Source organism: Nonomuraea sp. LP-02 (assembly GCF_036289125.1).
Classification (GTDB): domain Bacteria; phylum Actinomycetota; class Actinomycetes; order Streptosporangiales; family Streptosporangiaceae; genus Nonomuraea; species Nonomuraea bangladeshensis.
In genome coordinates this window covers 7,325,151-7,349,590 of sequence record NZ_JAXCLK010000001.1, presented here as the reverse complement: position 1 = coordinate 7,349,590, position 24,440 = coordinate 7,325,151, and the positions used below count along the sequence as shown (strand labels likewise).

Genomic DNA, 24,440 nt, shown 5'->3' with positions numbered 1-24,440 from the left:
CCTTCGCTGGAGGGACCTAGCAAATTACGGGAGGATCGGGCCGCGATTCTTGCCAAACCCCTGCACATTCCGCGGCCCGTCTTTTTTATCGAGTGACAAGACACGGGGCCGGATGGCAGGCTTTGACCGTTTTGTAGGGGGTTCTTGGTGCACGATTACGCACGCGATCTCGGCATGCTCCGGGACCGCCGCTTCGCGCTGCTGTTGTCCGGGCGGACCATCTCCGTCCTCGGTGCCGCCTTCGCCCCTGTCGCACTGGCGTTCGGCGTGCTCGAACTCCCCGGGGCGACCGCCGGCACGCTGTCGATGGTCCTCGCCGCGGCCTCGGTGCCCATGATCGCGTTCATGCTGGTGGGCGGGGTCGTCGCGGACCGGCTGCCGCGCCAGCAGGTCATGATGACCGGCGAGTTCCTGGCCGCCGTCGGCTACTTCGCGATCGGCGCCATGATGCTCACCGGCTGGACGCCGATGCCCGCGCTGCTGACGGCGGCGGCGCTCACCGGCATCGCCACGGCGCTCGCGCTGCCCGCGCTCACCGGGATCATCCCCGACGTCGTGCCGCCCGACCGGCTGCAGTCCGGCAACGCGCTGCTCGGCCTCGGCGCGAACGCCTCCCGCGTGGGCGGGGCCGTGCTCGGCGGCGGCACCGTGACGCTGTTCGGCGGCGGCTGGGCGCTGATGGCCAGCGGGGCCATGTTCGGCGGGGCGGGCGTGCTCATCGCGCTCCTGCGGATGGACCGGATCGAGCGCCCGCCCGGCGAGCGGCACTCGGTGATCAAGGACCTGCGGGACGGCTGGCGGGAGTTCCGCACCCGGCAGTGGCTCTGGGTGGTCGTGGCGCAGTTCTCGCTGCTGATCATGGCGTTCGAGGCCGGGCACGGCGTGCTCGGGCCGCTGCTGTTCAAGGACCGGCTCGGCGGACCGGCGGCCTGGTCGGCGTTCCTCGCGGGCGAGGCCATCGGGATGATCGCCGGCGTGCTGGTGTCGATCCGGCTGCGGCCCCGGCGGCCGATCCTGGTGGCGGTGCTGCTGTGCCTGCCGACGGCGCTGCCGTACGTGCTGCTCGGCAGCGACGCGCCGCTCTGGGCGGCCGTGGCCGCGGCGTTCGTGCTCGGGGTGTGCTTCGACGTCTTCGGCGTGCTCTGGCAGACCACGATGCAGCGGGAGGTGCCCCCCGAGGCGCTGTCGCGGGTCAGCTCGTACGACATGCTCGGCTCGCTCATGTTCGGGCCGCTCGGGCTGCTGCTGGCCGGAGGCGCGGCGGACGTGTTCGGGGCGGAGACGTCGCTGCTGGCCTGCGCCGTGATCATCGTGGTGTGCTCGCTGGCCGCGCTGCTGGCCCCCGGCGTACGGAACCTGCGCGCGCCGGTCGCGCCCGTCACGCGATGATGAGCCGGACCACCACGCCCGCGCAGTTGCCCGCCACGCAGATCCGCACCGGCACCTCCGAGATGCCGGCCTTCGCCGGAACGCCGCCCACGTGCCCGTCGGGGCCGATGGACACCCCCTCGGGCAGCCTGCCGTGGTCGGTGACGGTGAAGGTGGGGAGCACGCCGGGCGGGCCGCCGTTGATCCCGATCTCGCCGTTCAGCGGCACCCCGGCCTTGCCGGGGAAGATCAGGTCGCGCGGCACCCAGGGGACGTTGCCGAGCACCACCAGGGTCACCCGCGTCTCCCGGCAGGACGAGCCGGAACAGATCTGGACGGGAGCGACGTAGGTGCCGACGCGGTCGGGCTTGCCGGAGAGGCGGCCGCTCTCGTCCACCCTGACGCCGACGGCGAGATAGGCCGGGCGGACGGAGACGCCCTTGGCGGTGGGCAGGAGCTGCTGAGCGACCTCGATGCCCTCCGTGAGGTAGAACGTGTCCTCGACCAGCTCGCCCTCGGGGCGGTGGTAAGGAGTCTCCCGGGCCATCAACTCGACGGGCGCGATCGGCTCGGTCAGCGACGGCACCACGGCGGACAGGCCGCACACGGCCATCCCGGCCAGCAGGAAGACCCACCTTTGCCGCACGTGCACCCCCCGGTTCCGCTGCTTCCCGTACGTACCCCCTTCACAGCGCTGCGTCACTAGATAATTGGCGGATGGCCGCTGAATCCGTACAGACCCTGGAACGCGGGCTTCGCCTGCTGCGACTGCTCGCCGACGGTAAGGCCGGGCGCACGCCGACGGAGCTGGCGGGTGAGTTGCAGCTGAGCCGGCCGGTGGTCTACCGGCTGCTGACGGCCCTGATGGCGGAGGGGTTCGTCCGCCGTGACGCCGAGGGGCGGGTGCACCTGGGGTTCGGTGTGCTGGTGCTGGCGCAGGCGGTGCAGCCGCTGCTGCGGGCGGCGGCGGTGCCGACGCTGCGGCGGCTGGCCGAGGAGGTGGGCGCGACCGCGCACCTGACCGTCGCCGAGGGGGACGACGGCCTCGCCGTGGCGGTGGTGGAGCCGTCGTGGACCGACATGCACGTGGCCTACCGCGAGGGCTCCCGGCATCCGCTGACCAGGGGCGCGGCGGGGCAGGCGATCCTGGCGCTGCGCGAGGGGCGCGGCGACTACTTCGTCTCTGAGGGGCAGTTGCAGGAGGGAGCCCGGGGCGTCGCCGCGCCGGTGACCGGGCTGCCGTGGCTGGAGGCGTCGGTGGGGGTGGTGACGTTCGGGCCTCTGGACGAGCGTGCGGGGGCGCGCGTGGTGGCCGCGGCGGCCGAGTTGTCGGCCGCGCTGGGTTGACATCCTCCGGCACATGAAAGACGGTTAGTACACATAGAGGACACTGACGTCCGATAACAGGACAGCCATGGAGGGGCCGGTATGCCGTACTACCGGGTCGTTGGAGAGGTGCCGCGCAAGCGGCACGTGCAGTTCAGGCGGCCGGACGGCGGGCTCTACGCCGAGGAGCTGATGGGCGAGGAGGGCTTCTCGTCCGACTCCTCGCTGCTCTACCACCGCCACCTGCCGACCGCGATCGTGAAGGCCGAGGCCGTCGAGCCGGTCAACGACGCGCGGCTGGAGCCCAACCTGCCGCTGTCGCCGCGCCACTTCCGCACCCAGGAGCTGGGCAGCGCGGGCGACCTGGTGGGCGGGCGCATGCTGCTGGCGGGCAACGGGGACGTCCGGTTGTCGTACGCCACCAGCGACCGCCCGAGCGAGCTCTACCGCAACTCCATGGGCGACGAGTGCGTCTACGTCCAGCGCGGCCGGGTGCGCTTCGAGTCCACCTACGGCGTGATCGAGGCCGGCGAGGGCGACTACGTCGTCATCCCGACCGGCACCATCCACCGCTGGGTGCCGGACGGCCAGGTCAACGTGCTGGCCATCGAGGCGTCCGGGCACATCAGGCCGCCCAAGCGCTACCTGTCGCAGTACGGCCAGTTCCTGGAGCACGCGCCCTACTGCGAGCGCGACCTGCGCGCCCCTTCCGAGCCGCTGCTCGCCGAGGGCGAGGAGGTGCCGGTGCTGGTGCGCACGCGCGGCGGGCTGACCCGGCTGGTCTACCGCGACCACCCGTTCGACGTGGTGGGCTGGGACGGCTGCCTCTACCCGTACGCGTTCAACATCGACGACTTCGAGCCGGTGGTGAAGAAGACGCACGCGCCGCCGCCGGTGCACCAGACGTTCGAGGGGCCGGGGTTCGTGGTGTGCTCGTTCTGCCCCCGGCCGCTGGACTTCCACCCCGAGGCCGTGCCGATCCCGTACAACCACCACAACGTGGACTCCGACGAGTTCATGTTCTACGTGGGCGGCGACTACTCCGCCCGCAGGGGCTCGGGCATCGACGTCGGCTCGGTGTCGCTGCACCCGGCCGGGTTCACGCACGGGCCGCAGCCCGGCGCGGTCGAGGCGGTCGTCGACGCGGTGGCCAACGGCGTGACGACCACCAGCGAGATGGCCGTCATGGTCGACACCTTCCGCCCGCTCGACCTCGGCCCGGCCGCCCTGTCCTGCGAGGACTCCGGCTACGCCTGGACGTGGGCCCGATGAGCGCCACCCTGTACGCCGCGCTGGTGGACGACGCCGGGCTGTTCCCGCCGACGTCCCTGCACATGGAGGAGGCGCTCGCCCGCAACCGGCGCGACCTGGAGAGCGGCAACCCGGTGCTCACCAACCGCTTCCTGTGCCCGGCCGGCCGCCTCGACCGGCTGCGCGGCCAGGACTTCCGGCCGGCCCGCATCGGGCTGATCCTCGACACCGAGGACCTTCCCGACTTCGGCGACCTGCCGATCGACCTGGTCGAGACGCCGCTGCCGGAGGGCGAGACCGTCGAGGCGCTCGCCGCGCGGCTCCAGCTGCCCATGGGGGTCCGGCTGTTCGCCGAGGTCCAGCCGCGCAAGCTGGCGATCGACGTGCCCGAGGGCACGGGGCTCAAGGTGCGCTGCGGCGGGCTGACGGCCGACGCGTTCCCGGCGGTGGAGCCGCTGGCGGCGTTCATCAGGTCGTGCGTGGACCACGAGGTGCCGTTCAAGGCCACCGCGGGGCTGCACCACGCGGTGCGGCACTTCGACCCCTCGCTCGGCGTGGACCGGCACGGGTTCCTCAACCTGCTGCTGGCCGTCTGCGAGGCCGTGCAGGGGCGCGATCCCGCGCACGTCCTGCGCATGACCGACGTGGGGCAGCTCGTGCGGATGGCGCGGGCGGTGCCCGAGGAGATCGCGGCGCGGGCGCGGCGGCTGCTGGTGAGCTACGGCTCCTGCGCCACCCACACACCCATCGAGGACCTGCGTACGCTGGGCCTGATCGAGGAGGATCAGTGAGCTGGGGGATCGACAACCTGCCGTACGGCGTCTTCTCGCTGCCGGGGCAGGAGCCCCGCGTCGGGGTGCGCTACGGCGACAAGGTGCTCGACCTGACCGCCGCGCTGCACGACGAGGTGTTCGCCGCGCCGTCGCTCAACCCGTTCATGGCGCGGGGCCGGGCGGCCTGGCGGGACACCCGGGCGCTCATCCAGGAGAAGCTGACGAGCGACCTGTCGGTCGTCGAGCGCCACCTGATCCCCTTGGCGCAGGTGAAGCTGCACATGCCCGTCGAGGTGGCCGACTACGTCGACTTCTACTGCTCGCTGGAGCACGCGAGCAACGTCGGGCGCATGTTCCGGCCGGACGCCGAGCCGCTGATGCCCAACTGGCGGCACCTGCCGGTCGGCTACCACGGCAGGTCGGGCACGGTCGTGGTGTCCGGCACGCCGGTACGCCGCCCTCAGGGGCAGCTCGGCGAGGGCCGGTTCGGGCCGTGCGCGAAGCTGGACGTCGAGGCCGAGCTGGGGTTCGTGGTCGGGGTGCCGACGGAGATGGGCACGCCGGCCGGGGAGTTCGAGGACCACGTGTTCGGGGTGACGCTGGTCAACGACTGGAGCGCGCGCGACATCCAGTCGTGGGAGTACCGCCCGCTCGGGCCGTTCCTGGCCAAGTCGTTCGCCACGTCGGTCTCGCCGTGGGTGACGCCGCTGGAGGCGCTGCCCCGGATCCCCGGGCGGGCGCAGGACCCCGAGCCGCTGCCCTACCTGCGCAGGAAGGCGGACTGGGGGCTGGACATCGCGGTCGAGATCCTGCTCAACGGCGAGGTCGTGGCCCGGCCTCCGTACGCGGAGATGTACTGGACGCCCGACCAGATGCTCGCGCACCTGACCGTGAACGGGGCCTCGCTGCGCACCGGCGACCTGTTCGCCAGCGGCACGATCTCGGGTCCTGAGCGCGGCCAGCGCGGCTCGTTCATCGAGCTGACCTGGAACGGCACCGACCCGATCAAGCTCGGCAGCGGCGAGACGCGTACGTTCCTGGAGGACGGCGACACGGTAACGATCAGGGCGACGGCCGGGGACGTGACCTTGGGGGAGGTTTCCGGAACTGTCGCACAGGCCCTGGATGTCACTCAAGGTGCTTGACCGGTGACTCCCCGCTAATCTGGGAGGACCCCTTCTCCCGGACAGCAGGAGTCACCTCTCATGCGGCGTGCCGCGATGCTTCGTGTCGCCTTCCTCCTGGTTTGTGCCATGGCGGTGGTGTCCGTGACGTGCGGCTGCGGCCCGGTCACCGCGGAGACGCCCGCCACCCCGCCGGTCGTGCGGATCGCGCCGGCTCTCGACAGCGTCCGCGCCCGGCCAGGCCGCGGCCTGGTGATCAGGGCGACGGGCGGCACGCTGAGCCAGGTGGCGGCGCTCACCGGCGGCGAGCCGGTGCCCGGCCGGCTCGACGCCGAGCGCCGCGTCTGGCGCTCGGACTGGACGCTGAAGCCAGGCGCCGAATACACCGTGGCCGCCACCGCCACCTCACCGGGCGGCCCCGCCACCGTGCTGGCCGGGCACTTCCGCACCCGTCCCGCCCAGGAGACCTTCGGCCTCGCCGCCACCGCGCCGCTGCCCGGCGAGACGGTCGGCGTCGGCATGCCGGTCATCCTCGACTTCGACCGCCCGATCGAGGACAAGGCGGCCGTCGAGCGGGCGCTGGAGGTCAGGTCCGGGCATCCCGCCGAGGGCGCCTGGCGCTGGGCCGGCGACACCCGCGTCATCTACCGCACGCGCCGCTTCTGGACGCCCCGGCAGCGGGTCACCGTCACCGCGCACCTGGCCGGGGTGCGCGCGGCCGACGGCGTCCACGGCGCCGTCGACTCCACCTTCGCCTTCACCGTCGGCCGCGCCCAGACCAGCGTGGTCGACACCCGCACCCACCGGATGACCGTCGAGCGCGACGGCCGCACCGCCCAGCGCATGGCGATCAGCGCCGGCATGGCCACCACCCGCGAATACACCACGACCAGCGGCGTGCACCTCACCATGGACAAGGGCGACCCGGTCCGCATGATCTCCCCCGGCCGCGAGGAGGGCGATCCCGGCTACTACGACCTGCTCATCGAGCACGCCGTACGCATCTCCGACAGCGGCGAGTACATCCACGCCAAGGACAACGTGTGGGCCCAGGGCCGCCGCAACGTCAGCCACGGCTGCGTCAACGCCCGCCCCGACCAGGCCGCCTGGTTCTACGCGAGCGCGCTGCGCGGCGATCCCGTCACGATCACCGGCACCCGCCGCGAGCTCGCGTGGGACAACGGGTGGGGTTTCTGGCAGCTCACCTGGGAGAGGTGGATCCAGGGGAGCGCCCTGCGGGCCGCCGACTCCGCAGGTGAGAGGGTGCCATCGGGGTTGACTCCGGGGCTAGGTTAGAAGAGGGGGGAACCACCCGCGGCATGGGCCCGTTGTTCTTACAGGAGGGCCGGACATGGATGATTGGGTCATCTGGGTAATCCTCGCCGTCGTCCTCGGCGTGGCGGAGCTTTTCACCTTCACGGCGGCTCTCGGGCTGCTCGGCGCGGCAGCCCTCCTGACCGCCGCGACCGCCGCCATCGGCCTGCCCGTTCCGCTGCAGTTAATATTCTTCGCCGCCGCCTCCGCAGCCGGCCTCCTGGTCGTCAGGCCGCTCGCCCTGCGGCACGTCAAGCAGCCGCAGCTCCAGCGGTTCGGCGTGGAAGCCCTCGTCGGCAAGCCTGCCTACACGGTCTCGGAGGTCACCGGGCGTGAGGGGCGGATCCGTGTCGGGGGCGAGGAGTGGTCGGCGCGTGCCTACGACGAGACACTCGTGATCCCCGCGGGCGCGACCGTAGACATCATCGAGATCGAGGGCGCGACCGCCCTCGTATATCCCCGGGAGTAGGCATGGATCCGCTCTTGATGGTCGGCATCTTCGTCATCCTGTTCGTCGTCTTCACCGTGCTCAAGGCCGTGCGGATCGTGCCGCAGGCCCGGGCCCGCAACGTCGAGCGGCTCGGCCGATACCACCGCACGCTCAAACCCGGGCTCAACTTCGTCATCCCGTACATCGACCGCGTCTACGCCATGATCGATCTGCGTGAGCAGGTCGTCTCGTTCCGCCCGCAGCCGGTCATCACCGAGGACAACCTGGTCGTCGAGATCGACACGGTGCTCTACTTCCAGGTCACCGACCCGCGGGCGGCGGCGTACGAGATCGCCAACTACATCCAGGCCGTCGAGCAGCTCACCGTCACCACGCTGCGCAACGTCGTCGGCTCGATGGACCTGGAGAAGACGCTGACCTCGCGCGACACCATCAACAGCCAGCTGCGCGGCGTGCTCGACGAGGCCACCGGCAAGTGGGGCATCCGCGTCAACCGCGTCGAGATCAAGGCGATCGACCCGCCCAAGACCATCAAGGACGCGATGGAGAAGCAGATGCGGGCCGAGCGCGACAAGCGGGCCGCGATCCTGACCGCCGAGGGCCAGCGCCAGTCGCAGATCCTCACGGCCGAGGGCGACAAGCAGAGCCGCATCCTGCGTGCCGAGGGCTCCAGGGCCGCGGCGATCCTGGAGGCCGAGGGCCAGTCGCGGGCCATCGACCAGGTCTTCCAGGCCGTCCACCGCAACGACCCCGACCCCAAGCTGCTCGCCTACCAGTACCTCCAGGTGCTGCCGCAGCTCGCCCAGGGGCAGGGCAACACGTTCTGGGTGATCCCGAGCGAGGTCACCTCGGCGCTGACGGGCGTGTCGAAGGCGTTCACCGAGGCGCTGCCGCGCTCGGCGGCCACCCGCGAGGAGGAGGCGCCGGAGAGCTCGGCGGCCGAGGAGGACGCCGCCCGCGCGGCGGAGGCCGCGGCCGAGGCCGTCGCCGACGCCCAGGAGACCGACCCCAAGGGCCCGCGCCAGCTCACCCAGGCACTCAAGGAGCCGTCTCCCTTCCCCGACCTCGACCCGCAGCCCAAGGAGGCCGAGCGCTGAGCCCCTGGCGCACCGGCCCGGTCCCCTCGCGGGGCCGGGCCGTCGTGGTTCACGCCTGCCCGCCCGCGAAATAGGCGGCCAGATCCGGATCGAGCGGCGGCACGTCGTACGGCATGCCGCCGTCACGCAGCGACATCGTCGCCATGTAGCCGGCCGCCACGCTCATCCGGGCCGCCACCGGCGAGGTGTCGGTGGCCCCGCCCTCCTGGACGAACCTGCGGAACTCGGCGATGATCTCGGCGTCCGCGCCGCCGTGCGACCCTTCGGCCAGCGGCACCTTGTACGCGATGTCGCAGTCGTCCCGGTAGCCGGTCGGCCCGGTGTTCCAGACCTTGACCGTGTCGCCAGGACCGTCGCCGAAGTTCTCCAGCCGCCCCTCGGTGCCGATGACGGTGTAGTTGCGCACGTAGTCGGGCGAGAAGTGGCACTGCTGGTAGGCGGCGATGACGCCGTTGTCCAGGCGCATGTTCATGACGGAGACGTCCTCGACGTCCACGACGTGGTGCAGGTCGCGGCGGGCGGTGGGCGGCCACGCGTACGTGCGCAGCCAGTCGTCCGGGCGCGGGGTGCCGGGGGCGCGGCGCGGCAGGTCGCCGTAGACCATGAGGTCGCCGAGCGCGTTGACCCGGGTGGTGTAGCCGCCGGCCAGCCAGTGGATCACGTCGAGGTCGTGCGCCGCCTTCTGCAGCAGCAGGCCGGTGGTGCGGGTGCGGTCGGCGTGCCAGTCCTTGAAGTAGTAGTCGCCGCCGTAGCCGACGAAGTGCCGCACCCACACGGTCTTGGGCTCGCCGATGACGCCCTTGCGGATGATGTCGCGCATGAGCCGGACCACGCCCATGTGGCGCATGTTGTGGCCGACGTACAGGCGGGTGCCGGTGCGGCGGGCGGCGCGCAGGACGGCGTCGCAGCCCTCCACGGTGATCGCCATCGGCTTCTCCAGGTAGACGGCCTTGCCGGCCTCCAGGCAGTCGATGGCGATGCGCTCGTGGGTGTCGTCGGGGGTGTTGACGATGACGGCGTCGAGGTCGGGCCGGTCGAGGAGCTCGCGGTAGTCCTCGGCGAGGAGGTCCGCCTCGAAGCGGGCCGACTGGCTCTTGAGCACCGCGGGGTCGGAGTCGCAGAGCGCGGCCACGACCGACCCGCCGCCGGGACGGTGCGCGTGCAGCGCGAGGCTCGTCCGCAGGCCGAGACCGATGACTCCGATGCGCAGGTCCTTCACACGAGTCCTTCCACGTTCGAGCGTTGCGTGACCTGCAGGCTAGCGGTCAATTATGAAAACAACTAGCTTTAATCCCGCGCGAAAAGATGCTGGTCGGCATGGTCGAGGGCCAGGCGGACCGCGCCGACCACGATGCCGTCGTCGCCCAGCGCCGAGGCCACGACCTCGGGCGGATAGAGGCAATGGCGCTCGAAGACCTCACGCACCGGCTCCACCAGCAGGTCGCCGGCCGAGGCCAGCGCGCCGCCGATGACCACCATCTCGGGGTCGAGCGGGTTGACCACAGTGACCAGGCCCGCCGCCAGCCCGCGGGCCAGCTCGCGTACGGCCGTCGCGGCCTGCTCCTCGCCCGCGCGGGCCCGGCCGATCGCGAGGTCGGCGCTCTGCCGCATCGAGCGCAGCTCCCCCGGCTCGGCCGCCATCGCGTAGTCGATGACGTGCCGGAACGCCGTCCAGTTGTCGTTGGGCTGGGAGCCGATCTCTCCCCCGGCCGCGTGCGCGCCCCGGTGCGGCCGGCCGCCGACCAGCAGGCCCATGCCGATGCGGTCGCCGGTGAACAGGTAGACCACGTCGGAGCGGCCCCGCGCCGCGCCGCGCCAGTGCTCGGCCAGCACCGCGAGGCGCATGTCGTTGTCCACCAGCACGGGGACGGGCAGCCTGCGGGCCAGCTCGCCGCGCAGGTCGAGCCCCGTCCAGTCGTCCAGCGCGACGCTCTTGACCACCCGGCCCGCCGCGTCCACGGTGCCGGTGGTGCCGACGCCGGCGGCGGCCAGGCTCTCCAGGGCCAGGCCCGCCCGGCCGGCGGTCTCGGCGGCCAGCGCGGTCGCCGCGTCCAGCCGCTCGGCCGCGCTCAGGTGCCGGTGGCCGGGCACGCAGCCGGAGGCCGTCACCGTGCCCGCGAGGTCGGCCACCATGGCCCGCAGGCTGGAGCCGCCGATGGAGACGCCGAGCACGTGCCCGGCCGCCGCACGGAACCTGAACCGCCGGGCCGGCCGCCCCCGCTGCCGGTCGCCCTGGTCCTCCGTCCACTCCTCGGCCCAGCCCTCGGCGATCAGCTCGTCCACGATGACCTCGGCCGTCGGCCGTGACACCCGGACGGCCCTGGCCAGCTCCGACAGCGTGGCGACGTCCACCTCGCGCAGCACGCGCAGGATCGCCGCCGAGTTGAGCCTGCGCAGGAGGGAGGCGTCGCCGCTCCGCTGTCGCACGTGACCTCCCCATCGAGTCATCTTCAAGCCTCTTGCGTAATTCTGCCTGCTCGCGGGCCGGCGTGAAGCTGAGCTGTGGGGGCACTTAAGAAGTCCTCGATGGACACCTCACGAGTGGACCGGGCACAGTGCGTTAGGTTCGACCTAGGGGGAGAGAGGGCCATGAAAGCGCTGGTCAAGGAGAAGGCCGAGCCCGGTCTGTGGCTGGTGGACGTCCCGGAGCCGGAGGTGGGGCCCGGCGAGGTGAAGATCCGGGTGCTGCGCACCGGCATCTGCGGCACCGACCTGCACATCCGCAAGTACGACGACTGGGCCAGGCACACACTGAAGCTGCCCCTCGTCGCCGGGCACGAGTTCTCCGGTCACGTGGTCGAGGTGGCGCCCGGCGTCGAGGACGTCGCCGTCGGCGACCTCGTCAGCGGCGAGGGCCACCTGGTCTGCGGCAAATGCCGCAACTGCATGGCCGGCCGCCGCCACCTGTGCCGCAACACGATCGGCCTCGGGGTCAACAGGGACGGCGCGTTCGCCGAGTACGTCACCCTCCCCGCCACCAACGTGTGGGTGCACCGCACCCCGGTCCACCCCGACATCGCCGCCATCTTCGACCCGTTCGGCAACGCCGTGCACACCGCGCTCTCCTTCCCCCTGGTCGGCGAGGACGTCCTGATCACCGGCGCCGGCCCGATCGGCCTGATGGCGGCGGCCGTCGCCACCCACGTCGGCGCGCGCAACGTGATGATCACCGACGTCAGCGACGAGCGCCTCGACCTGGCCACCAAGCTCGGGGTCTCGCTCGCGCTCAACGTCTCCCGCACCTCCATCGAGGAGGGCATGCGCCGGCTCCAGATGCGCGAGGGCTTCGACGTCGGGCTGGAGATGTCCGGGAACCCGGCGGCGGTGCGCGAGATGATCGCGCACATGACGCACGGCGGCAGGATCGCCATGCTCGGGCTGCCCGCCGAGGAGTTCGCGATCGACTGGGCCACGGTCGTCACCTCCATGATCACCATCAAGGGGATCTACGGCAGGGAGATGTTCGAGACCTGGTACAACATGTCCGTCCTGCTGGAGAAGGGGCTCGACCTCTCCCCCGTCATCACCCACAGGTTCGACTACCGCGACTTCGACGCGGCCTTCGACACCGCGGCCGGCGGGCGTACCGGCAAGGTCATTCTGGATTGGAGCGCTTGATGTTCACCAACGTGCGCGGGCAGCTGCGGGCGACCCTCGACGAGATCGCCGAGGCCGGGCTGCTCAAGCCCGAGCGGGTGATCACCACCCCGCAGAGCGCCGAGGTCGGCGTGGCCGGGCGCGAGGTGCTCAACTTCTGCGCCAACAACTACCTGGGCCTCGCCGACCACCCCGAGGTGGTCGCGGCGGCCAAGGAGGCGCTGGACCGGTGGGGGTTCGGCATGGCCTCCGTACGCTTCATCTGCGGCACCCAGGAGGTGCACAAGGAGCTGGAGTCCCGGCTGTCGGACTTCCTCGGCATGGAGGACACCGTCCTCTACAGCTCGTGCTTCGACGCCAACGGCGGCGTCTTCGAGACGCTGCTCGACGCCCAGGACGCGGTCATCTCCGACGCGCTCAACCACGCCAGCATCATCGACGGCATCCGCCTGTCGAAGGCCCAGCGCCTGCGCTACGCCAACCGCGACATGGCCGAGCTGGAGGCCCGGCTGAAGGAGGCGTCGGAGGCGCGGCGGCGGCTCATCGTCACCGACGGCGTCTTCTCCATGGACGGCTACGTCGCCCCGCTGCGCGAGATCTGCGACCTCGCCGACCGCTACGACGCCATGGTCATGGTGGACGACTCGCACGCCGTCGGCTTCGTCGGCCCCACCGGCCGCGGCACGCCGGAGCTGCACGGCGTCACCGACCGCGTGGACATCATCACCGGCACGCTCGGCAAGGCGCTCGGCGGGGCCAGCGGCGGCTACGTCGCGGCCCGCGCGGAGATCTGCGCGCTGCTGCGCCAGCGCTCGCGCCCCTACCTGTTCTCCAACTCGCTCGCGCCCGTCATCGCGGCCGCCTCGCTGCGCATCCTCGACCTGCTGGAGACCACCAGCGAGGCCCGCGAGCGGCTGCGCGCCAACACCGCCCGCTTCCGCGCGAAGATGACCGAGGCCGGCTTCGACATCCTGCCCGGCGACCACCCGATCGTGCCGGTCATGATCGGCGACGCGGCCGAGGCGGGCGCGATGGCCGAGCGCCTGCTCGACCTCGGGATCTACGTCGTCGGGTTCTCGTACCCGGTGGTGCCGCACGGGCAGGCGCGGATCCGGGTGCAGCTCTCGGCCGCGCACCGCGAGGAGGACGTCGACCGGGCGGTGGACGCCTTCGTACGCGCACGCAGCTGAGTATCCTCACCTGCGTGATAGACACGCGGCGGCTGCGCACGCTCCGTGCCGTGGCCGACCACGGCACGGTCACCGCCGCGGCGGCCGCGCTGCACCTCACGCCGTCGGCCGTGTCGCAGCAGCTCGTGGCGCTGGAGCACGAGGTGGGGCACCGGCTGTTCACCCGCGACGGGCGCGGCGTGCGGCTCACCGCGGTCGGCCGGATCATGCTCGGGCACGCCAACGAGGTGCTGGCCCAGCTCGAACGGGCCCGTGCCGACGTGGCCGCGTACACCGCGGGCGAGGCCGGCGAGGTCACCGTCGCCTGCTTCGCCACGGCGATCAGCGCCGTGCTCTCCCCCGCGATCGCGGCGCTGCGCGCGAGCGCGCCCGGCATCCAGGTGCGGGTGCTCGACGCCGAGGGCGACCAGGGGCTCGCCATGCTGCTGGACTCGGCGGCCGATCTCGCCGTCGCGGTCGAGTACCGCGGTGCGCCCGACGCCGCCGACGGGCGGCTGTCCCGGCTGCCGCTGTACGCCGAGCCGTTCGACCTGGTGCTGCCGCGCGGCCATCCGCTGGCGGACTCGGCCACGCTGGTGTCGCTGGCCGCCGAGCGGTGGATCGGGCCCTATCCGGGCAATCCGGTGCACGACGTGATCACGTTCGCCTGTCAGCAGGCGGGCTTCACGCCCAACGTCGCCCACTGCTCCGACGACTTCCGCGCCGTGGTGGCGCTGGTCGGGGCGGGGGCCGGGGTGGCGCTGGTGCCCCGGCTGGCGCTGCGGGACATGGCGACAGACGGCGTGGTCGTCCGGCGTACTCAGGGGGCGGCCGAGCGGCGCGTCTTCGCGGCCGTACGCCGGGGGGCCGACTCGCATCCGGTCGTGCGGCCGGTGCTGGCGGCGTTGCGTGAGGTGGCGTCCTCGATCGGCGGCACCCCGCCCGATACATCCTGATTTATCAGCGCATTGGTGCCTTATGGTTGATCTTCACATCGGATCACATCTAAGGAATCCCGAGTGCGCATGATCAAGCGGAGCGCGACCCTCTCGCTCGGCCTCGCGGCCGCCCTCGCCGCGTCAGTGACCCTGAGCGGCCCGGCCGCCGCGGCGTCCACGCCCATCGGCGCGTGCGGCGGCGGCAGCTACCACGTCATCGACAGCCACGCCTTCGGCTCCAGCGCCGTCACGTACCTGCTCTACAACGGCTCCACCAACTGCGTGGTGACGTGGAAGACGGGCGCGGCGGGCAACACCACGTACGTGCGTGCCGTGATCTGGCCGTACGGCGGGGAGGGCAAGGTGGACGCGGACAACTACCGCTACTACGCCGGGCCGGTCAAGGTCAGCGCGGCCGGCAAGTGCGTCAAGTGGGGCGGCACGTACGGCAGCACGTGGTGGGAGAGCGACTGGGAGCACTGCGGCTGATCCCGGCGTCTCACACCTCGGCCCGGGCCAGGCGGAGCGCCTCGGTGAAGCGGGCGTGCCGGTCCAGCTCCGCACGTACGGGCTCCAGCACGAGCTGATCGCTCACCTCGGCGATGGCCGTCCGCAACGCCTTCCCCGTACGGCGGGCGCGGCGGCGGCCACCCAGCCAGGCCAGCAGCCGGGACAGCAGCGCGACGAGCACCCCCGCCAGCGCCCCGCCCGCCAGCAGCACCGTCGGCCACGGGATGGGCCCGGCGGTGGGGAGCGGCGGCTGGGGCAGGCGCAGGTAGTCCATCCCGAACAGCACCCCCAGCCAGAGCGCGCCCGCCAGCATGGCGGCGAACACCAGCCATTGCAGCGCGTTCACCGCGCTCCACCAGCGGGGGCGGCGGGTCGCGTCGAGCGAGGTCGTGGCGATCGCCCGGTCCACCGCGTCCATCAGCTCAGCGGCGTGGGAGCGGGCCGCGTGGCGCACCGCCGCCGCCCAGGGGCCGGGCAGGCCGGTGGCGGCGGTCTCGCCGACGTCCCTGAGCGCGGTGTCGACCTGCGCCCGCTGAACGGCGGACGCGCCCGGCACCGAGGTCCGCCCGACGATCTCCGCGTCCCCTGGTGCGGGGAGCTGGGGGCGCGTGTTCTGGGCCGTCGTCATCCCCAGGCGGAGCCGGCGCAGCGGGTCGGGGCGGAAGCGCCGCAGCCAGCGGGTGACCGGCCACCCGGTCGCCACCACCGCCCGGTGCCGGTGCCCCTTGGCCACGGCCTCCACCACCAGCGGCACGCCCGCGGCCCGCGCGAGCGCCGCCCTGAGCCCCTTGTCCAGCCCCTTCTCCAGCTCCCCGGATGTCGGGACGTCGCCCTCGCCCAGGTGGGCGGCGGCCGCGGCGACGTCGGCGCCCAGGCGGGCCGCCCACGACGCACGGGCCGCGACCCGCTCGCCCAGCACCTCCCGGAGCCCGGCCATCCCTTCACCGGTGCGCGCCGAGACGGCCAGCACCGGGACGTCCGCCAGCCCGTCGCCCTCCAGGAGCCGCCGCAGGTCGCCGACGCAGCGTTCGACGGCCTGCGGCGGCAGCCGGTCGACCTGGTTGAGCACCACCAGCATCACGTCCCCGTGCCCGGCCAGTGGCCGCAGATAGCGCTCGTGCAGCGCCGCGTCGGCGTACTTCTGCGGATCCACCACCCACACCAGCAGATCGACCAGCTCGACCAGGCGGTCCACCTCCAGCCGGTGGGAGAGCCGGATGGAGTCGTGGTCGGGCAGGTCCAGCAGGACGAGCCCGGACCCGTCCGCGTCCGCGGCGGAATGGCGGTGCGGGACGTCCAGCCAGTCGAGCAGCGGGCCCGCGCCCTCGCCGTCCCAGAGCGCCGCCTGCGCGGTCGAGGTCGTGGGCCGGGTGACGCCGACCACCGCCAGCTCCTCCCCCGCCAGCGCGTTGTAGAGGGACGACTTGCCGCTGCCGGTGGCCCCGGCCAGCGCGGCCACGGTGTGGTCGAGGGACAGGCCGGCGCGCGCTCCCGCCCGCTCGGCGACGGCCCGCGCGGCGGTCACCGCCTCCTCCGGCAGCCGGCCCTCGCCGAGCGTGGCCGCCTCCAGCAGCGCGCTCACCCGCGTGTCCAGGGACGGCCCCTCCTTGCGCCGCAGCAGCTTCACCGGCCCTCCTCCTCGGCCCGCGGCTGGACCGGCAGCTCCATGGTGGCGGCGGACTGCCACGCCTCCGGAGGCGGCGCGGCCTCCACGGCCGGCAGCGCGGCCGGCGCCGGCAGGTCGGCGCGCCGCGCCCGCTGGGAACGGATCTCGGCAAGAGCCTCGTCGAGCTGCTCGGCCGTGCCCTTCGGCGGTTCGGCGGACTCCAGGAGCGCGTCGAAGCGGGCCGCCTCCTCCGCCAGCAGGACGCGGACCCGTTCGCGCAGGTCCTCGCGGGCCGTGACGGTCAGCGTACGGACCGCCTGGTCGCCGAAGACGGCCTCCAGCACCTTCTGCGACAGCACGCTCGTGCCGCCCGCGATCCCCACCTCGATACCGGTCAGCCCGCCCGTGGACGCGAACACCCCCAGCATGAGCAGCAACCCCGCCCCGTTCACCCCGAACGAGGCCACCCTGGCCGCGGTGCGCCGCTCGGCGCCCTCGTCGCGTACCAGGTCGAGCACGAACTCCTGCCAGCCGCGCACCGCCGCCTCCGCCCGCCTGCCGAGGTCGGGCGAGGCCCGCCCGAGCCGGGCCGACTCGACGGCCCCGAGCCGGTCGAGCAGCCCCGCGCCGCCGGGCGCCGCGGACCAGCCCTCCAGCGCCCGCTCGGCGGACCCGTCGGCGGCGCCCCTGATCAGCGACTCGACGCCGCTCTCCAGCGCCTCCTTGAGCTGCGTCTCCGGCATCCGCCCGGTGAAGAAGCCCACGATGCGGTCGCGCAGCCAGCCGACGCGGCTCTCCAGCGTACGCATGAGGTCGCCGGTGCCGATGAAGTCCTGCCAGCGGGCCAGCACCTCGCCGCGCAGCAGCGAGCCGTCACGCATGCCGCCGTCGAAGTCGGCGAGGCCGCCCGCGTACGCGTTCGAGACGATCGCGCGCAGCCCGTCGAAGCCCGACTGCTGCCTGGCGACCGCCGTGGCCAGGGCGGGCACCCGGGTCTCCAGGCTGTCCAGCGCGCCGGAGAGCGTCTGGCGTACGACGCGGGCGCGCTCGGCGGCGTCCTCGGCCAGGCCGTTGAGCCAGGCGGAGATGGGGCGTACGTACTCCTCGGGCAGGCGCGCCTTCTCGTCCGGCAGGGCCGCCTCGGGGACGGTGAACAGGCGGGTGCCGTCGAGCCCGTTCTCGTCGAGCAGCCGGTTGAGGTCGCGGGCTACCGGCTCGACGGCCTCCCGCGACACCCGGTCGAGCACCACGGCGAGCGCCGTGCTCCGTTCGCGCGCCGAACGCAGGAAGCTCCACGGCACCTCGTCGGCGTACCGGGCGGCGGTCGTCACGAACAGCCACAGATCGGCGGCGGCGAGAAGCTGCGCGGCCAGCTCCCGGTTGGCGGTGACGACGGAGTCGATGTCGGGCGCGTCGAGCAGCGCCAGCCCGGCCCCGACCGCGTCGGAGGTCACCACGCGCAGCGCGCCGGGACCCTCGCCGGTGGCGCGGGACAGCCCCGGGAGCACGTTCTGGCCCATGAACCAGGGCCGGTCGGCGGGGTTGACCACGAGCGTGGGGGTCAACGTGGTGGGCCGCAGCACGCCCGGCTCGGCCACGTCCGCGCCGACCAGCGAGTTGACCAGCGTGGACTTGCCCGCCCCGGTGGAGCCGCCGACGACGGCCAGCAGCGGCGCGTCGATCGCCCGCAACCGCGGCAGCAGGTAGTCGTCGAGCTGCCCGGTCAGCTCGCGCAGCGCACGCCGGTCCGCCGCCGCCTCGCCGATCGCCAGCGGGAACAGCTCGCGGTCCAGCGGCCGGCGCAACGCCTCCAACGCGCCCAGCAGATCCATACGCCTCACGCTACCCACGAGGGGGCAGATTCAGCGGTCGCAACGATGCTGGAAGGCAAGGTGGACGTACACCTGCACCGCCTCGGCGAACAGCCGCCTGGCCGTCGCCTCGTGTCCGCCGTCCGCCGTCGGGCGCAGGACGAAATACAGACCGCCCTCGGACGCCAGCTCATACTCCCCACAGCAGGACGTGTGCCGGATCCGCAGTTGCGGGCATCGGGGTACGTGCGGCTCCCACTTGAAGTCGCTCACAGCGGGCGGGTACGAGAGCGTGCGTTGTGCAGCAGAGCGGTCTGCCAGGCGAGCGCCCCCGCCAGCGCGATGGCGTCCGGCTCCTGAACGACCGGCCTCACCCCGGCGTTCGCCAGGGCGGCGGTGAAGACCGGAACCAGCCTGGCCGTCCACCACACCTGCCCGAGCTCGTCCTGCTCGCGCTCGATCTCCCAAGACGGGTACGTGTGACGCAGCGTCGAGAGCTGCCGGTCCGCCCAGTCCCGCAGAAGCTCGGTCTGCGTGTCCTCTCCGCCCGAGTGGGCGTTTTGCTCCATGCCAGATCGCTCCTCATGCCATATGGGGCCGCAGGGTGAGGGGCGAGCCATCTGAACCTTAATGCCATTCACGAAAGGCAGCAACGAAAACGCGATAACCTTTGCTCGGAGCTCCGCCATACGGAAGCGGTACGGTGGCATGCCGATGGAGCCTTGAATGGAGGACCTCATGTCGGACACGGGCTGGGCCGACATCTCCGCCCCTTACCTGCGGCCTCGCCGCCCCGGCGACCCGGACGCCTGGACAGCTGAGGCGGAGGCGCACGGCCATGTCGGGACGAACCAGCTACGCGACGTGGAAGAGATCCGGCCGCCGCAGGCGGTGGCCGACGCCCTGCGCCTCGGCCCCGGGGACACCGCGATCGTCCGGCGGAGGCTGGTGCTGCTGGACGGGCGGCCGACGGAACTGGCCGACTCCTACTATCCCGTCGGAATCGCGGGCGGCACGAGGCTCGCCGAGGCCCGCAAGATCCCTGGCGGAGCCGTCACCATGCTGGCTGAGCTCGGCTATCGGCCGCACAAGGTCGAGGAGCGGGTCACCGCCCGCCCCTCGACGGAGCCCGAGCAGGCCGCGCTCGGCCTCCGCCCGCAGGACTGGGTCCTGGTCCTCACGAGGGTGTCGCGTACGAGCGCCGGGACACCGTACGAGGCCAGCGTGATGACGATGGTCGCCGACGGACGTGAGCTGCGCTACGAGATGACCATCGGCAAGGAGACGTGACAGCTTGGCAAGGCGGCCCGACCCACGTCCTCGTCATCAGCAGATCGCTGCAGAGCTGCGAGCCGAGATCATGTCCGGCGCGCTGCGGCCAGGTGAGCAGTTGCCTTCGACGCCGCAGTTGGTCGGCCGGTTCGAGGCGGCGAACGCGACGATCCAACGCGCCCTCCAGTCCCTGAAGGACGAGGGTTTCGTCCGTGGTCATGCAGGCAAGGGCGTGTTCGTACGAGAACGCCGGCAGTTCGTCGTCGAGGCCACCGCCTACAAGCCGCCGACCACGGGTGGCTATAGCTATGAACTGCTTGAGGTGAGCGAGACGCCGCCGCCGTACGACGTAGCGACGGCACTCGCGACACCTGACGGCGAGAACGTCGTCCTGCGCCACCGCCTGCTGCTGCACGACGGCGAGCCGGTCGAGCTGTCGTGGTCGTACTATCCGCTCGACATCGCCGCCAACAGCCCCTTGAGCAGCCGAAAGAAGATCCAGGGCGGCGCGCCGCAGGCACTCGCGGACCTCGGCTTCCCCGAGCGGCGTTTCGAGGACCGCATCTCGGTACGGCAACCGACCGTCGACGAGGCCGAGGGTCTGGACCTGCCTGCCGACGTGCCCGTCTTCCGGCAGTTCCGGGTGGTCTACAGCGACTCGGGACGGCCGGTCGAGGTCTCGATCCTGATCAAGGGCGGCCATCTTTACGAGCTGTCGTACCGTGACCAACCTGCGGAGGGCTGACCCGACGCCCCGGACCGTCAGGGGGAAGGCGGCGGTTCCCGGAGCACGTAGCCGACGCTGCGCAGGGTGTGGATGAGCCGGGGCTCGACGTCGTCCACCTTGCGCCGCAGATAGGACACGTACGACTCGACCACCCCGGCGTCGCCGCCGAAGTCGTAGTTCCAGACGTGGTCGAGGATCTGCGCCTTCGACAGCACCCGCCCGGCGTTGACCATGAAGTAGTGCAGCAGCTTGAACTCGGTCGGCGACAGGCGCACCGACCGGCCGCCGCGCCAGACCTCGCGGGAGTCCTCGTCCAGCTCCAGGTCGGCGACCTTGAGCCGGGTGGCGGGCGCGCCCTCGACGCGGGTGCGCCGGAGCACCGCCCTGATGCGGGCCTGCACCTCCTCCAGGCTGAACGGCTTGGTCACGTAGTCGTCGCCCACCCGCAGGCCCGCGATCTTGTCCTCGGTGGCGTCGCGGGCGGTGAGGAAGAGCACGGGCGCGTCGATGCGCTTGGCGACCTCCAGGCCGTCGAGGTCGGGGAGCATCACGTCGAGCACCACGAGGTCGGGCGAGGCGCGTTCGGCCACCTCGACGGCCTCCTGCCCGTCGGCGGCGGTCAGGACCTCGAACCCGGAGAAGCGCAGGCTGGCGGAGAGCAGGTCCCTGATGCTGGGTTCGTCGTCCACCACCATGATCAGCGCCTCGGGTTTCGTCACCTACTTACAGTGACAAAACGACCTGAGGGTTAGCTGAACGGTCACTCCAAAGCTAGTGGGAGTTCGACCCGGAACGTGGAGCCGTCCTCGACGGTGCTGGTCACGGTGACCTCGCCGCCGTGGGCCCGTACGAGCGCCTGGACGATGGCGAGGCCGAGCCCGCTGCCCCGTTCCTCGGTCGAGCGGCGGCGGGCGCGGGCGCTGTCGGCCCGGTAGAAGCGTTCGAAGACGTGCTCGACCTGCTCGGGGGTGAGTCCTGGGCCCTGGTCGGCGACCTCCAGGAAGACCTGCTCGCCGCCGGCGCCGACGCGGACGATGATCGGTGAGGCGGGCTCGGTATGGACGATGGCGTTGGTGACGAGGTTGCTGACCACCTGGCGCAGGCGTACCTCGTCGCCGGAGACGATCAGGGCCGCGCCGCCGACGACGTCGAGCTTGATCGTACGGTCGGGTGCGATGATCCGGGCGTCCTGCACGGCGTCGGCGGCCAGCGCCAGCATGTCCACGGGGCGCATCCGCAGCGGCCGCTGCTGGTCCACCCTGGCCAGCAGGAGCAGGTCGTCCACCAGCAGGCTCATCCGGCCGGCCGCCTTCTCCACGCGCTGCATGAGCTCGACGGGGTCGGCGCCGGGGTTCTGGCGGGCGTACTCGGCGAAGCCGCGGATGGAGGTGAGCGGGGTGCGCAGCTCGTGGGAGGCGTCGCCGACGAACTGGCGCATACGGTCCTCGGAGCGCCGGGCGGCCTCCTCGGAGGCCGAGCGGGCGGCGAAGGCGGCCTCGATCTGGGCGAGCATGCCGTTGAGCGACCTCGCCAGGCTGCCCACCTCGGTACGGGGGTCGGCGTCGGGGACCCGGCGGCCCAGTTCGCCGCCGGCGATGGCCTCGGCGGTGCGCTCGATCTGGGCGAGCGGGCGCATGCTGCGCCGGACGATGGCGACGCCCACGACGGCGAGGATGAGCAGGCTGCCGCCGCCGCCCAGCAGCTCGATGAGCACGAGCCGCCTGGTGATCGCGTCGACCTCCTCCAGGTCCACGGCGACGACGAGCGTGGTGCGCCGCACCTGCCGCTCCAGCACCCGCCATTCGCCGTCGCCGACGGTGGCGCGGGTGGTGTAGGCGTCCTGGCCGGGCGCGCTGGCGAGGAGGGGCTTGGGCTTGGCGTCCACGTCGCGGTCGGTCAGCATCGGTACGAAGTCGCCGCCGGGCTCCCTGACCAGGACGATCGCGTCCGACTCGATGAGGATCGGCCGGTCGGGGGTCTCCCTGTCGTTGCGCCGGTCGTTGACGATCTTCTTGTGCATGCGCTCGCTGAGCAGCGTGAGCTGCCCGTCCACGCGGTCGATGAGGTAGCCGTGCAGCACCGACACGCTGACCAGGCCGATGAAGACCATGCCGAAGCCGAGCAGCGCCAGCATGGACGCCATCAGCTTGATCCTCAGCGGCAGCCGGGTCATCAGGAGCTCGGGGGCAGGCGCAGCACGTATCCCACGCCCCGCAGGGTGTGGATGAGGCGGGGGCTCCGGTTGTCGATCTTGCGGCGGAGTACGGACACGTACGACTCGACGATGCCCACCTCGCCGCGGAAGTCGTAGTCCCAGACGTGGTCGAGGATCTGCGGCTTGGACAGGACGCGCCCGGCGTTCGTCATGAAGTAGCGCAGCAGCTTGAACTCGGTCGGCGACAGCGGCACGGCGGTGCCCCCGCGCCACACCTCGTGGCTCTCCTCGTCCAGCTCGATGTCGGCGAACGTCAGCCGCGGCGGCGCGGCCGGCTGCTCGCCACTGGTACGGCGGAGCACCGCGTGGATGCGCGCGATCACCTCCTCCAGGCTGAACGGCTTGGTCACGTAGTCGTCGCCGCCGATCGTGAGGCCGCGGATCTTGTCCTCGGTCTCGTCACGGGCGGTCAGGAACACCACCGGCGTGTGCAGCCCGCCGCCGCGCAGCCGCCTGACGATCTCGAAACCGTCCAGGTCGGGCAGCATGACGTCGAGCACGACGAGATCGGGGCGGTGTCGTTGCACGGCCGCCACGGCGTCGACGCCGCTCTTCGCCGTGGTCACGTCGAAACCCGCGAACCTGAGGCTCGCGGCGAGGAGTTCGAGGATGTTGGGGTCGTCCTCGACGATCAGCAGGCGTGATTCCATCACCATAAGGATGCCTTTAACGGACGAGTGCTGGGACAATTCCGGCAACATGCCTGGCGATTGCCAGGCTCGACGTGGCCGCGGGCGACGGGGCGTTGCGGACCAGCACGACGTTGCCGTGCACGTCCACGACGAAGTCGTCGACCAGCCGGCCGTCCCTGGCCACGGCCTGGGCGCGGACGCCGCCGGGCGCGCGTACCAGGTCGGGGGCGCTCAGCTCGGGCACGTAGCGGCGGGCGGCCCGGACGAAGGCGCCCTTGGCGAGGCTGCCGCGCACCTCCTTGATCCCGGTGCGCCAGTGCTGCCGGGCCAGGCGGAGCGTGCCGGGCCACCCAAGAATTTGCCGGATATTTCCGAACTTGCGCCAGTTGTAGCCCTCGTACGCGAGCGCCAGCACCGCGTTCGGCCCCACCAGCACCTCGCCGCCGACCGTACGGGTCAGATGCACCCCCAGGAACGGGTAGCGCGGATCGGGCACCGGATAGATCAGCCCGCGTACGAGCTCCTTCGCCCCGCCCTGGAGCGCGTAGTACTCACCACGGAACGGGACGATCCGCACCTCCCCCGGCCGCCCGGCCATCGCGGCCACGGCGTCCGTGCCGAGCCCGCCGCAGACCACCAGGCGGTCGAAGGTGAAGATCCGGCGGGCGGCCAGCACCTGCACGCCGCCCGCGCGCTCGCGGATGCCGCGGACGGGGTGCGCGAGGCGTACGGACCCGCCCAGCTCCTCGACGTCCCTGGCGAGCCGGTGGGCGACGGCCGGGAAGTCGCAGATCGCGGTGTGCGGGGAGTGCACCGCGCCGACGCCCACCGCGTGCGGCTCGATCTCGCGCAGCCCCAGCGCGTCCAGCTCGGCGATGCCGGGGACGCCGTTCGCGCGGGCCCGCTCGGCCAGCGCGGCGAGGCCCGCCCGCTCGGCGTGGGTGCTCGCCACGACGAGCTTGCCCACCTCCTCGTACGGCAGCCCGTGCGCCGCGCAGTAGTCCTTGAGCAGCGCCACGCCCTCCCGGCACAGCCTGGCCTTGAGCGAGCCGGGCGGGTAGTAGATGCCGGCGTGGACGACGCCGCTGTTGTGCCCGGTCTGGTGGGCGGCGACGCCGTCCTCCTTCTCCAGCACCGTCACCTCGGCGCCCCGGGTGGCGGCGAGCTCGCGCGCCACCGCCAGCCCGACGATCCCGGCGCCCACGATCCCGATTCTCTCCGTCACATGACCGATTTTCCCGGCTTACCGCCCGTCCCCG

General features: G+C 72.2%; 25 protein-coding genes. 14 read left to right on the top strand and 11 right to left on the bottom strand.

From position 1 onward, the window contains the following. Positions 1 to 147 precede the first annotated feature (147 nt). Positions 148 to 1,389: an MFS transporter gene (locus SMD20_RS34570; RefSeq protein WP_329589367.1), complete on the top strand. Its 1,242-nt coding sequence runs from the start codon at positions 148 to 150 to the stop codon at positions 1,387 to 1,389. Here the strand turns inward: SMD20_RS34570 and SMD20_RS34565 are convergent. Continuing rightward, positions 1,379 to 2,014, bottom strand: coding sequence for a hypothetical protein (locus SMD20_RS34565; protein ID WP_329589365.1), 636 nt, complete (start codon positions 2,012 to 2,014; stop codon positions 1,379 to 1,381). The genes SMD20_RS34570 and SMD20_RS34565 overlap by 11 nt on opposite strands. A gap of 71 nt (positions 2,015 to 2,085) precedes the next feature. Between SMD20_RS34565 and SMD20_RS34560 the strand changes: the two genes are divergently transcribed. The 7 genes from SMD20_RS34560 to SMD20_RS34530 all read left to right on the top strand — a co-directional run bounded on the left by SMD20_RS34560 (position 2,086) and on the right by SMD20_RS34530 (position 8,704). Next, on the top strand, positions 2,086 to 2,715 hold the full coding sequence (locus SMD20_RS34560; protein WP_329589364.1) for an IclR family transcriptional regulator: 630 nt from the start codon (positions 2,086 to 2,088) through the stop codon (positions 2,713 to 2,715). 81 nt (positions 2,716 to 2,796) lie between these two features. Next, a complete protein-coding gene (locus tag SMD20_RS34555; RefSeq protein ID WP_329589362.1) occupies positions 2,797 to 3,966 on the top strand; it encodes a homogentisate 1,2-dioxygenase in 1,170 nt (389 codons plus the stop codon). Further along, positions 3,963 to 4,736, top strand: a complete 774-nt coding sequence (locus tag SMD20_RS34550; protein ID WP_329589360.1) for a hypothetical protein — start codon at positions 3,963 to 3,965, stop codon at positions 4,734 to 4,736. Before SMD20_RS34555 ends, SMD20_RS34550 begins: the two co-directional genes overlap by 4 nt. Next, a complete protein-coding gene (gene fahA / locus SMD20_RS34545) occupies positions 4,733 to 5,863 on the top strand; it encodes a fumarylacetoacetase (protein WP_329589358.1) in 1,131 nt (376 codons plus the stop codon). The genes SMD20_RS34550 and fahA overlap by 4 nt, the downstream gene beginning before the upstream one ends. A 60-nt stretch (positions 5,864 to 5,923) precedes the next feature. Next, positions 5,924 to 7,138 (top strand): L,D-transpeptidase, encoded by a 1,215-nt coding sequence (locus SMD20_RS34540; RefSeq protein WP_329589356.1) that lies wholly within the window; start codon positions 5,924 to 5,926, stop codon positions 7,136 to 7,138. Between the two features lie 55 nt (positions 7,139 to 7,193). Further along, entirely contained in the window at positions 7,194 to 7,625 is a 432-nt protein-coding gene (locus SMD20_RS34535) for an NfeD family protein (RefSeq protein WP_329589355.1), read from the top strand. Positions 7,626 to 7,627: 2 nt separating this feature from the next. Beyond that, on the top strand, positions 7,628 to 8,704 hold the full coding sequence (locus SMD20_RS34530; RefSeq protein WP_329589353.1) for an SPFH domain-containing protein: 1,077 nt from the start codon (positions 7,628 to 7,630) through the stop codon (positions 8,702 to 8,704). A 49-nt stretch (positions 8,705 to 8,753) separates the two neighbouring features. On the opposite strand, the gene SMD20_RS34525 is transcribed toward SMD20_RS34530, so the two are convergent. Both SMD20_RS34525 and SMD20_RS34520 read right to left on the bottom strand, forming a co-directional pair. Further along, positions 8,754 to 9,923, bottom strand: coding sequence for a Gfo/Idh/MocA family protein (locus SMD20_RS34525; protein WP_329589350.1), 1,170 nt, complete (start codon positions 9,921 to 9,923; stop codon positions 8,754 to 8,756). A gap of 68 nt (positions 9,924 to 9,991) precedes the next feature. Then, on the bottom strand, positions 9,992 to 11,131 hold the full coding sequence (locus SMD20_RS34520; protein ID WP_329589348.1) for an ROK family transcriptional regulator: 1,140 nt from the start codon (positions 11,129 to 11,131) through the stop codon (positions 9,992 to 9,994). Between the two features lie 162 nt (positions 11,132 to 11,293). Here SMD20_RS34520 and tdh point away from each other — a divergent pair, with 162 nt between their 5' ends. From tdh to SMD20_RS34500, 4 genes are all read left to right on the top strand, one after another. Next, complete coding sequence (gene tdh / locus SMD20_RS34515; protein WP_329589346.1) at positions 11,294 to 12,322, top strand: L-threonine 3-dehydrogenase; 1,029 nt, start codon at positions 11,294 to 11,296, stop codon at positions 12,320 to 12,322. Then, on the top strand, positions 12,322 to 13,491 hold the full coding sequence (locus SMD20_RS34510) for a glycine C-acetyltransferase (RefSeq protein WP_329589344.1): 1,170 nt from the start codon (positions 12,322 to 12,324) through the stop codon (positions 13,489 to 13,491). The genes tdh and SMD20_RS34510 overlap by 1 nt, the downstream gene beginning before the upstream one ends. Positions 13,492 to 13,505: 14 nt before the next feature. Then, complete coding sequence (locus tag SMD20_RS34505; protein ID WP_329589342.1) at positions 13,506 to 14,426, top strand: LysR family transcriptional regulator; 921 nt, start codon at positions 13,506 to 13,508, stop codon at positions 14,424 to 14,426. A gap of 69 nt (positions 14,427 to 14,495) precedes the next feature. Next, positions 14,496 to 14,897, top strand: a complete 402-nt coding sequence (locus SMD20_RS34500) for a hypothetical protein (protein WP_329589340.1) — start codon at positions 14,496 to 14,498, stop codon at positions 14,895 to 14,897. 10 nt (positions 14,898 to 14,907) lie between these two features. Here the strand turns inward: SMD20_RS34500 and SMD20_RS34495 are convergent, their stop codons facing one another. Genes SMD20_RS34495 through SMD20_RS34480 form a run of 4 tightly spaced genes read right to left on the bottom strand, consistent with a single transcriptional unit; the run spans position 14,908 to position 18,904 of the window. Beyond that, a complete protein-coding gene (locus tag SMD20_RS34495) occupies positions 14,908 to 16,545 on the bottom strand; it encodes a YfjP family GTPase (RefSeq protein ID WP_329589338.1) in 1,638 nt (545 codons plus the stop codon). Beyond that, complete coding sequence (locus SMD20_RS34490) at positions 16,542 to 18,356, bottom strand: ABC transporter (protein ID WP_329589336.1); 1,815 nt, start codon at positions 18,354 to 18,356, stop codon at positions 16,542 to 16,544. Before SMD20_RS34490 ends, SMD20_RS34495 begins: the two co-directional genes overlap by 4 nt. A gap of 30 nt (positions 18,357 to 18,386) precedes the next feature. Next, the gene (locus SMD20_RS34485) at positions 18,387 to 18,608 is read right to left on the bottom strand and encodes a hypothetical protein (RefSeq protein WP_329589334.1); all 222 of its coding nucleotides are present in this window, start codon (positions 18,606 to 18,608) and stop codon (positions 18,387 to 18,389) included. Then, positions 18,605 to 18,904, bottom strand: a complete 300-nt coding sequence (locus tag SMD20_RS34480) for a hypothetical protein (RefSeq protein ID WP_329589332.1) — start codon at positions 18,902 to 18,904, stop codon at positions 18,605 to 18,607. The genes SMD20_RS34485 and SMD20_RS34480 overlap by 4 nt, the downstream gene beginning before the upstream one ends. Positions 18,905 to 19,073: 169 nt before the next feature. On the opposite strand from SMD20_RS34480, the gene SMD20_RS34475 reads away from it, so the two are divergent. Both SMD20_RS34475 and SMD20_RS34470 read left to right on the top strand, forming a co-directional pair. After that, the gene (locus SMD20_RS34475) at positions 19,074 to 19,625 is read left to right on the top strand and encodes a GntR family transcriptional regulator (protein WP_329589329.1); all 552 of its coding nucleotides are present in this window, start codon (positions 19,074 to 19,076) and stop codon (positions 19,623 to 19,625) included. 4 nt (positions 19,626 to 19,629) lie between these two features. Further along, positions 19,630 to 20,352: a GntR family transcriptional regulator gene (locus tag SMD20_RS34470; protein ID WP_329589327.1), complete on the top strand. Its 723-nt coding sequence runs from the start codon at positions 19,630 to 19,632 to the stop codon at positions 20,350 to 20,352. Positions 20,353 to 20,369: 17 nt separating this feature from the next. Here SMD20_RS34470 and SMD20_RS34465 read toward each other — a convergent pair whose 3' ends face one another. The 4 genes from SMD20_RS34465 to lhgO all read right to left on the bottom strand — a co-directional run bounded on the left by SMD20_RS34465 (position 20,370) and on the right by lhgO (position 24,406). Beyond that, positions 20,370 to 21,029, bottom strand: coding sequence for a response regulator transcription factor (locus tag SMD20_RS34465; protein WP_329592775.1), 660 nt, complete (start codon positions 21,027 to 21,029; stop codon positions 20,370 to 20,372). A 65-nt stretch (positions 21,030 to 21,094) separates the two neighbouring features. Further along, entirely contained in the window at positions 21,095 to 22,477 is a 1,383-nt protein-coding gene (locus SMD20_RS34460; RefSeq protein WP_329589325.1) for a sensor histidine kinase, read from the bottom strand. Positions 22,478 to 22,506: 29 nt separating this feature from the next. After that, positions 22,507 to 23,205, bottom strand: coding sequence for a response regulator transcription factor (locus SMD20_RS34455; RefSeq protein ID WP_329589323.1), 699 nt, complete (start codon positions 23,203 to 23,205; stop codon positions 22,507 to 22,509). Between the two features lie 10 nt (positions 23,206 to 23,215). Then, positions 23,216 to 24,406: an L-2-hydroxyglutarate oxidase gene (lhgO, locus tag SMD20_RS34450; protein ID WP_329589321.1), complete on the bottom strand. Its 1,191-nt coding sequence runs from the start codon at positions 24,404 to 24,406 to the stop codon at positions 23,216 to 23,218. Positions 24,407 to 24,440: the final 34 nt, after the last annotated feature.

What these genes read in the sequence shown, in the direction of transcription:
- SMD20_RS34560 (WP_329589364.1), top strand. Translation starts at nt 2,086, where the DNA reads ATGGCCGCTGAATCCGTACAGACCCTGGAACGCGGGCTTCGCCTGCTG.
- SMD20_RS34555 (WP_329589362.1), top strand. Translation starts at nt 2,797, where the DNA reads ATGCCGTACTACCGGGTCGTTGGAGAGGTGCCGCGCAAGCGGCACGTG.
- SMD20_RS34550 (WP_329589360.1), top strand. Translation starts at nt 3,963, where the DNA reads ATGAGCGCCACCCTGTACGCCGCGCTGGTGGACGACGCCGGGCTGTTC.
- SMD20_RS34540 (WP_329589356.1), top strand. Translation starts at nt 5,924, where the DNA reads ATGCGGCGTGCCGCGATGCTTCGTGTCGCCTTCCTCCTGGTTTGTGCC.
- SMD20_RS34535 (WP_329589355.1), top strand. Translation starts at nt 7,194, where the DNA reads ATGGATGATTGGGTCATCTGGGTAATCCTCGCCGTCGTCCTCGGCGTG.
- SMD20_RS34530 (WP_329589353.1), top strand. Translation starts at nt 7,628, where the DNA reads ATGGATCCGCTCTTGATGGTCGGCATCTTCGTCATCCTGTTCGTCGTC.
- tdh (WP_329589346.1), top strand. Translation starts at nt 11,294, where the DNA reads ATGAAAGCGCTGGTCAAGGAGAAGGCCGAGCCCGGTCTGTGGCTGGTG.
- SMD20_RS34510 (WP_329589344.1), top strand. Translation starts at nt 12,322, where the DNA reads ATGTTCACCAACGTGCGCGGGCAGCTGCGGGCGACCCTCGACGAGATC.
- SMD20_RS34500 (WP_329589340.1), top strand. Translation starts at nt 14,496, where the DNA reads ATGATCAAGCGGAGCGCGACCCTCTCGCTCGGCCTCGCGGCCGCCCTC.
- SMD20_RS34490 (WP_329589336.1), bottom strand. Translation starts at nt 18,356, where the DNA reads ATGGATCTGCTGGGCGCGTTGGAGGCGTTGCGCCGGCCGCTGGACCGC.
- SMD20_RS34480 (WP_329589332.1), bottom strand. Translation starts at nt 18,904, where the DNA reads ATGGAGCAAAACGCCCACTCGGGCGGAGAGGACACGCAGACCGAGCTT.
- SMD20_RS34475 (WP_329589329.1), top strand. Translation starts at nt 19,074, where the DNA reads ATGTCGGACACGGGCTGGGCCGACATCTCCGCCCCTTACCTGCGGCCT.
- SMD20_RS34465 (WP_329592775.1), bottom strand. Translation starts at nt 21,029, where the DNA reads ATGGTGGTGGACGACGAACCCAGCATCAGGGACCTGCTCTCCGCCAGC.
- SMD20_RS34460 (WP_329589325.1), bottom strand. Translation starts at nt 22,477, where the DNA reads ATGGCGTCCATGCTGGCGCTGCTCGGCTTCGGCATGGTCTTCATCGGC.
- SMD20_RS34455 (WP_329589323.1), bottom strand. Translation starts at nt 23,205, where the DNA reads ATGGTGATGGAATCACGCCTGCTGATCGTCGAGGACGACCCCAACATC.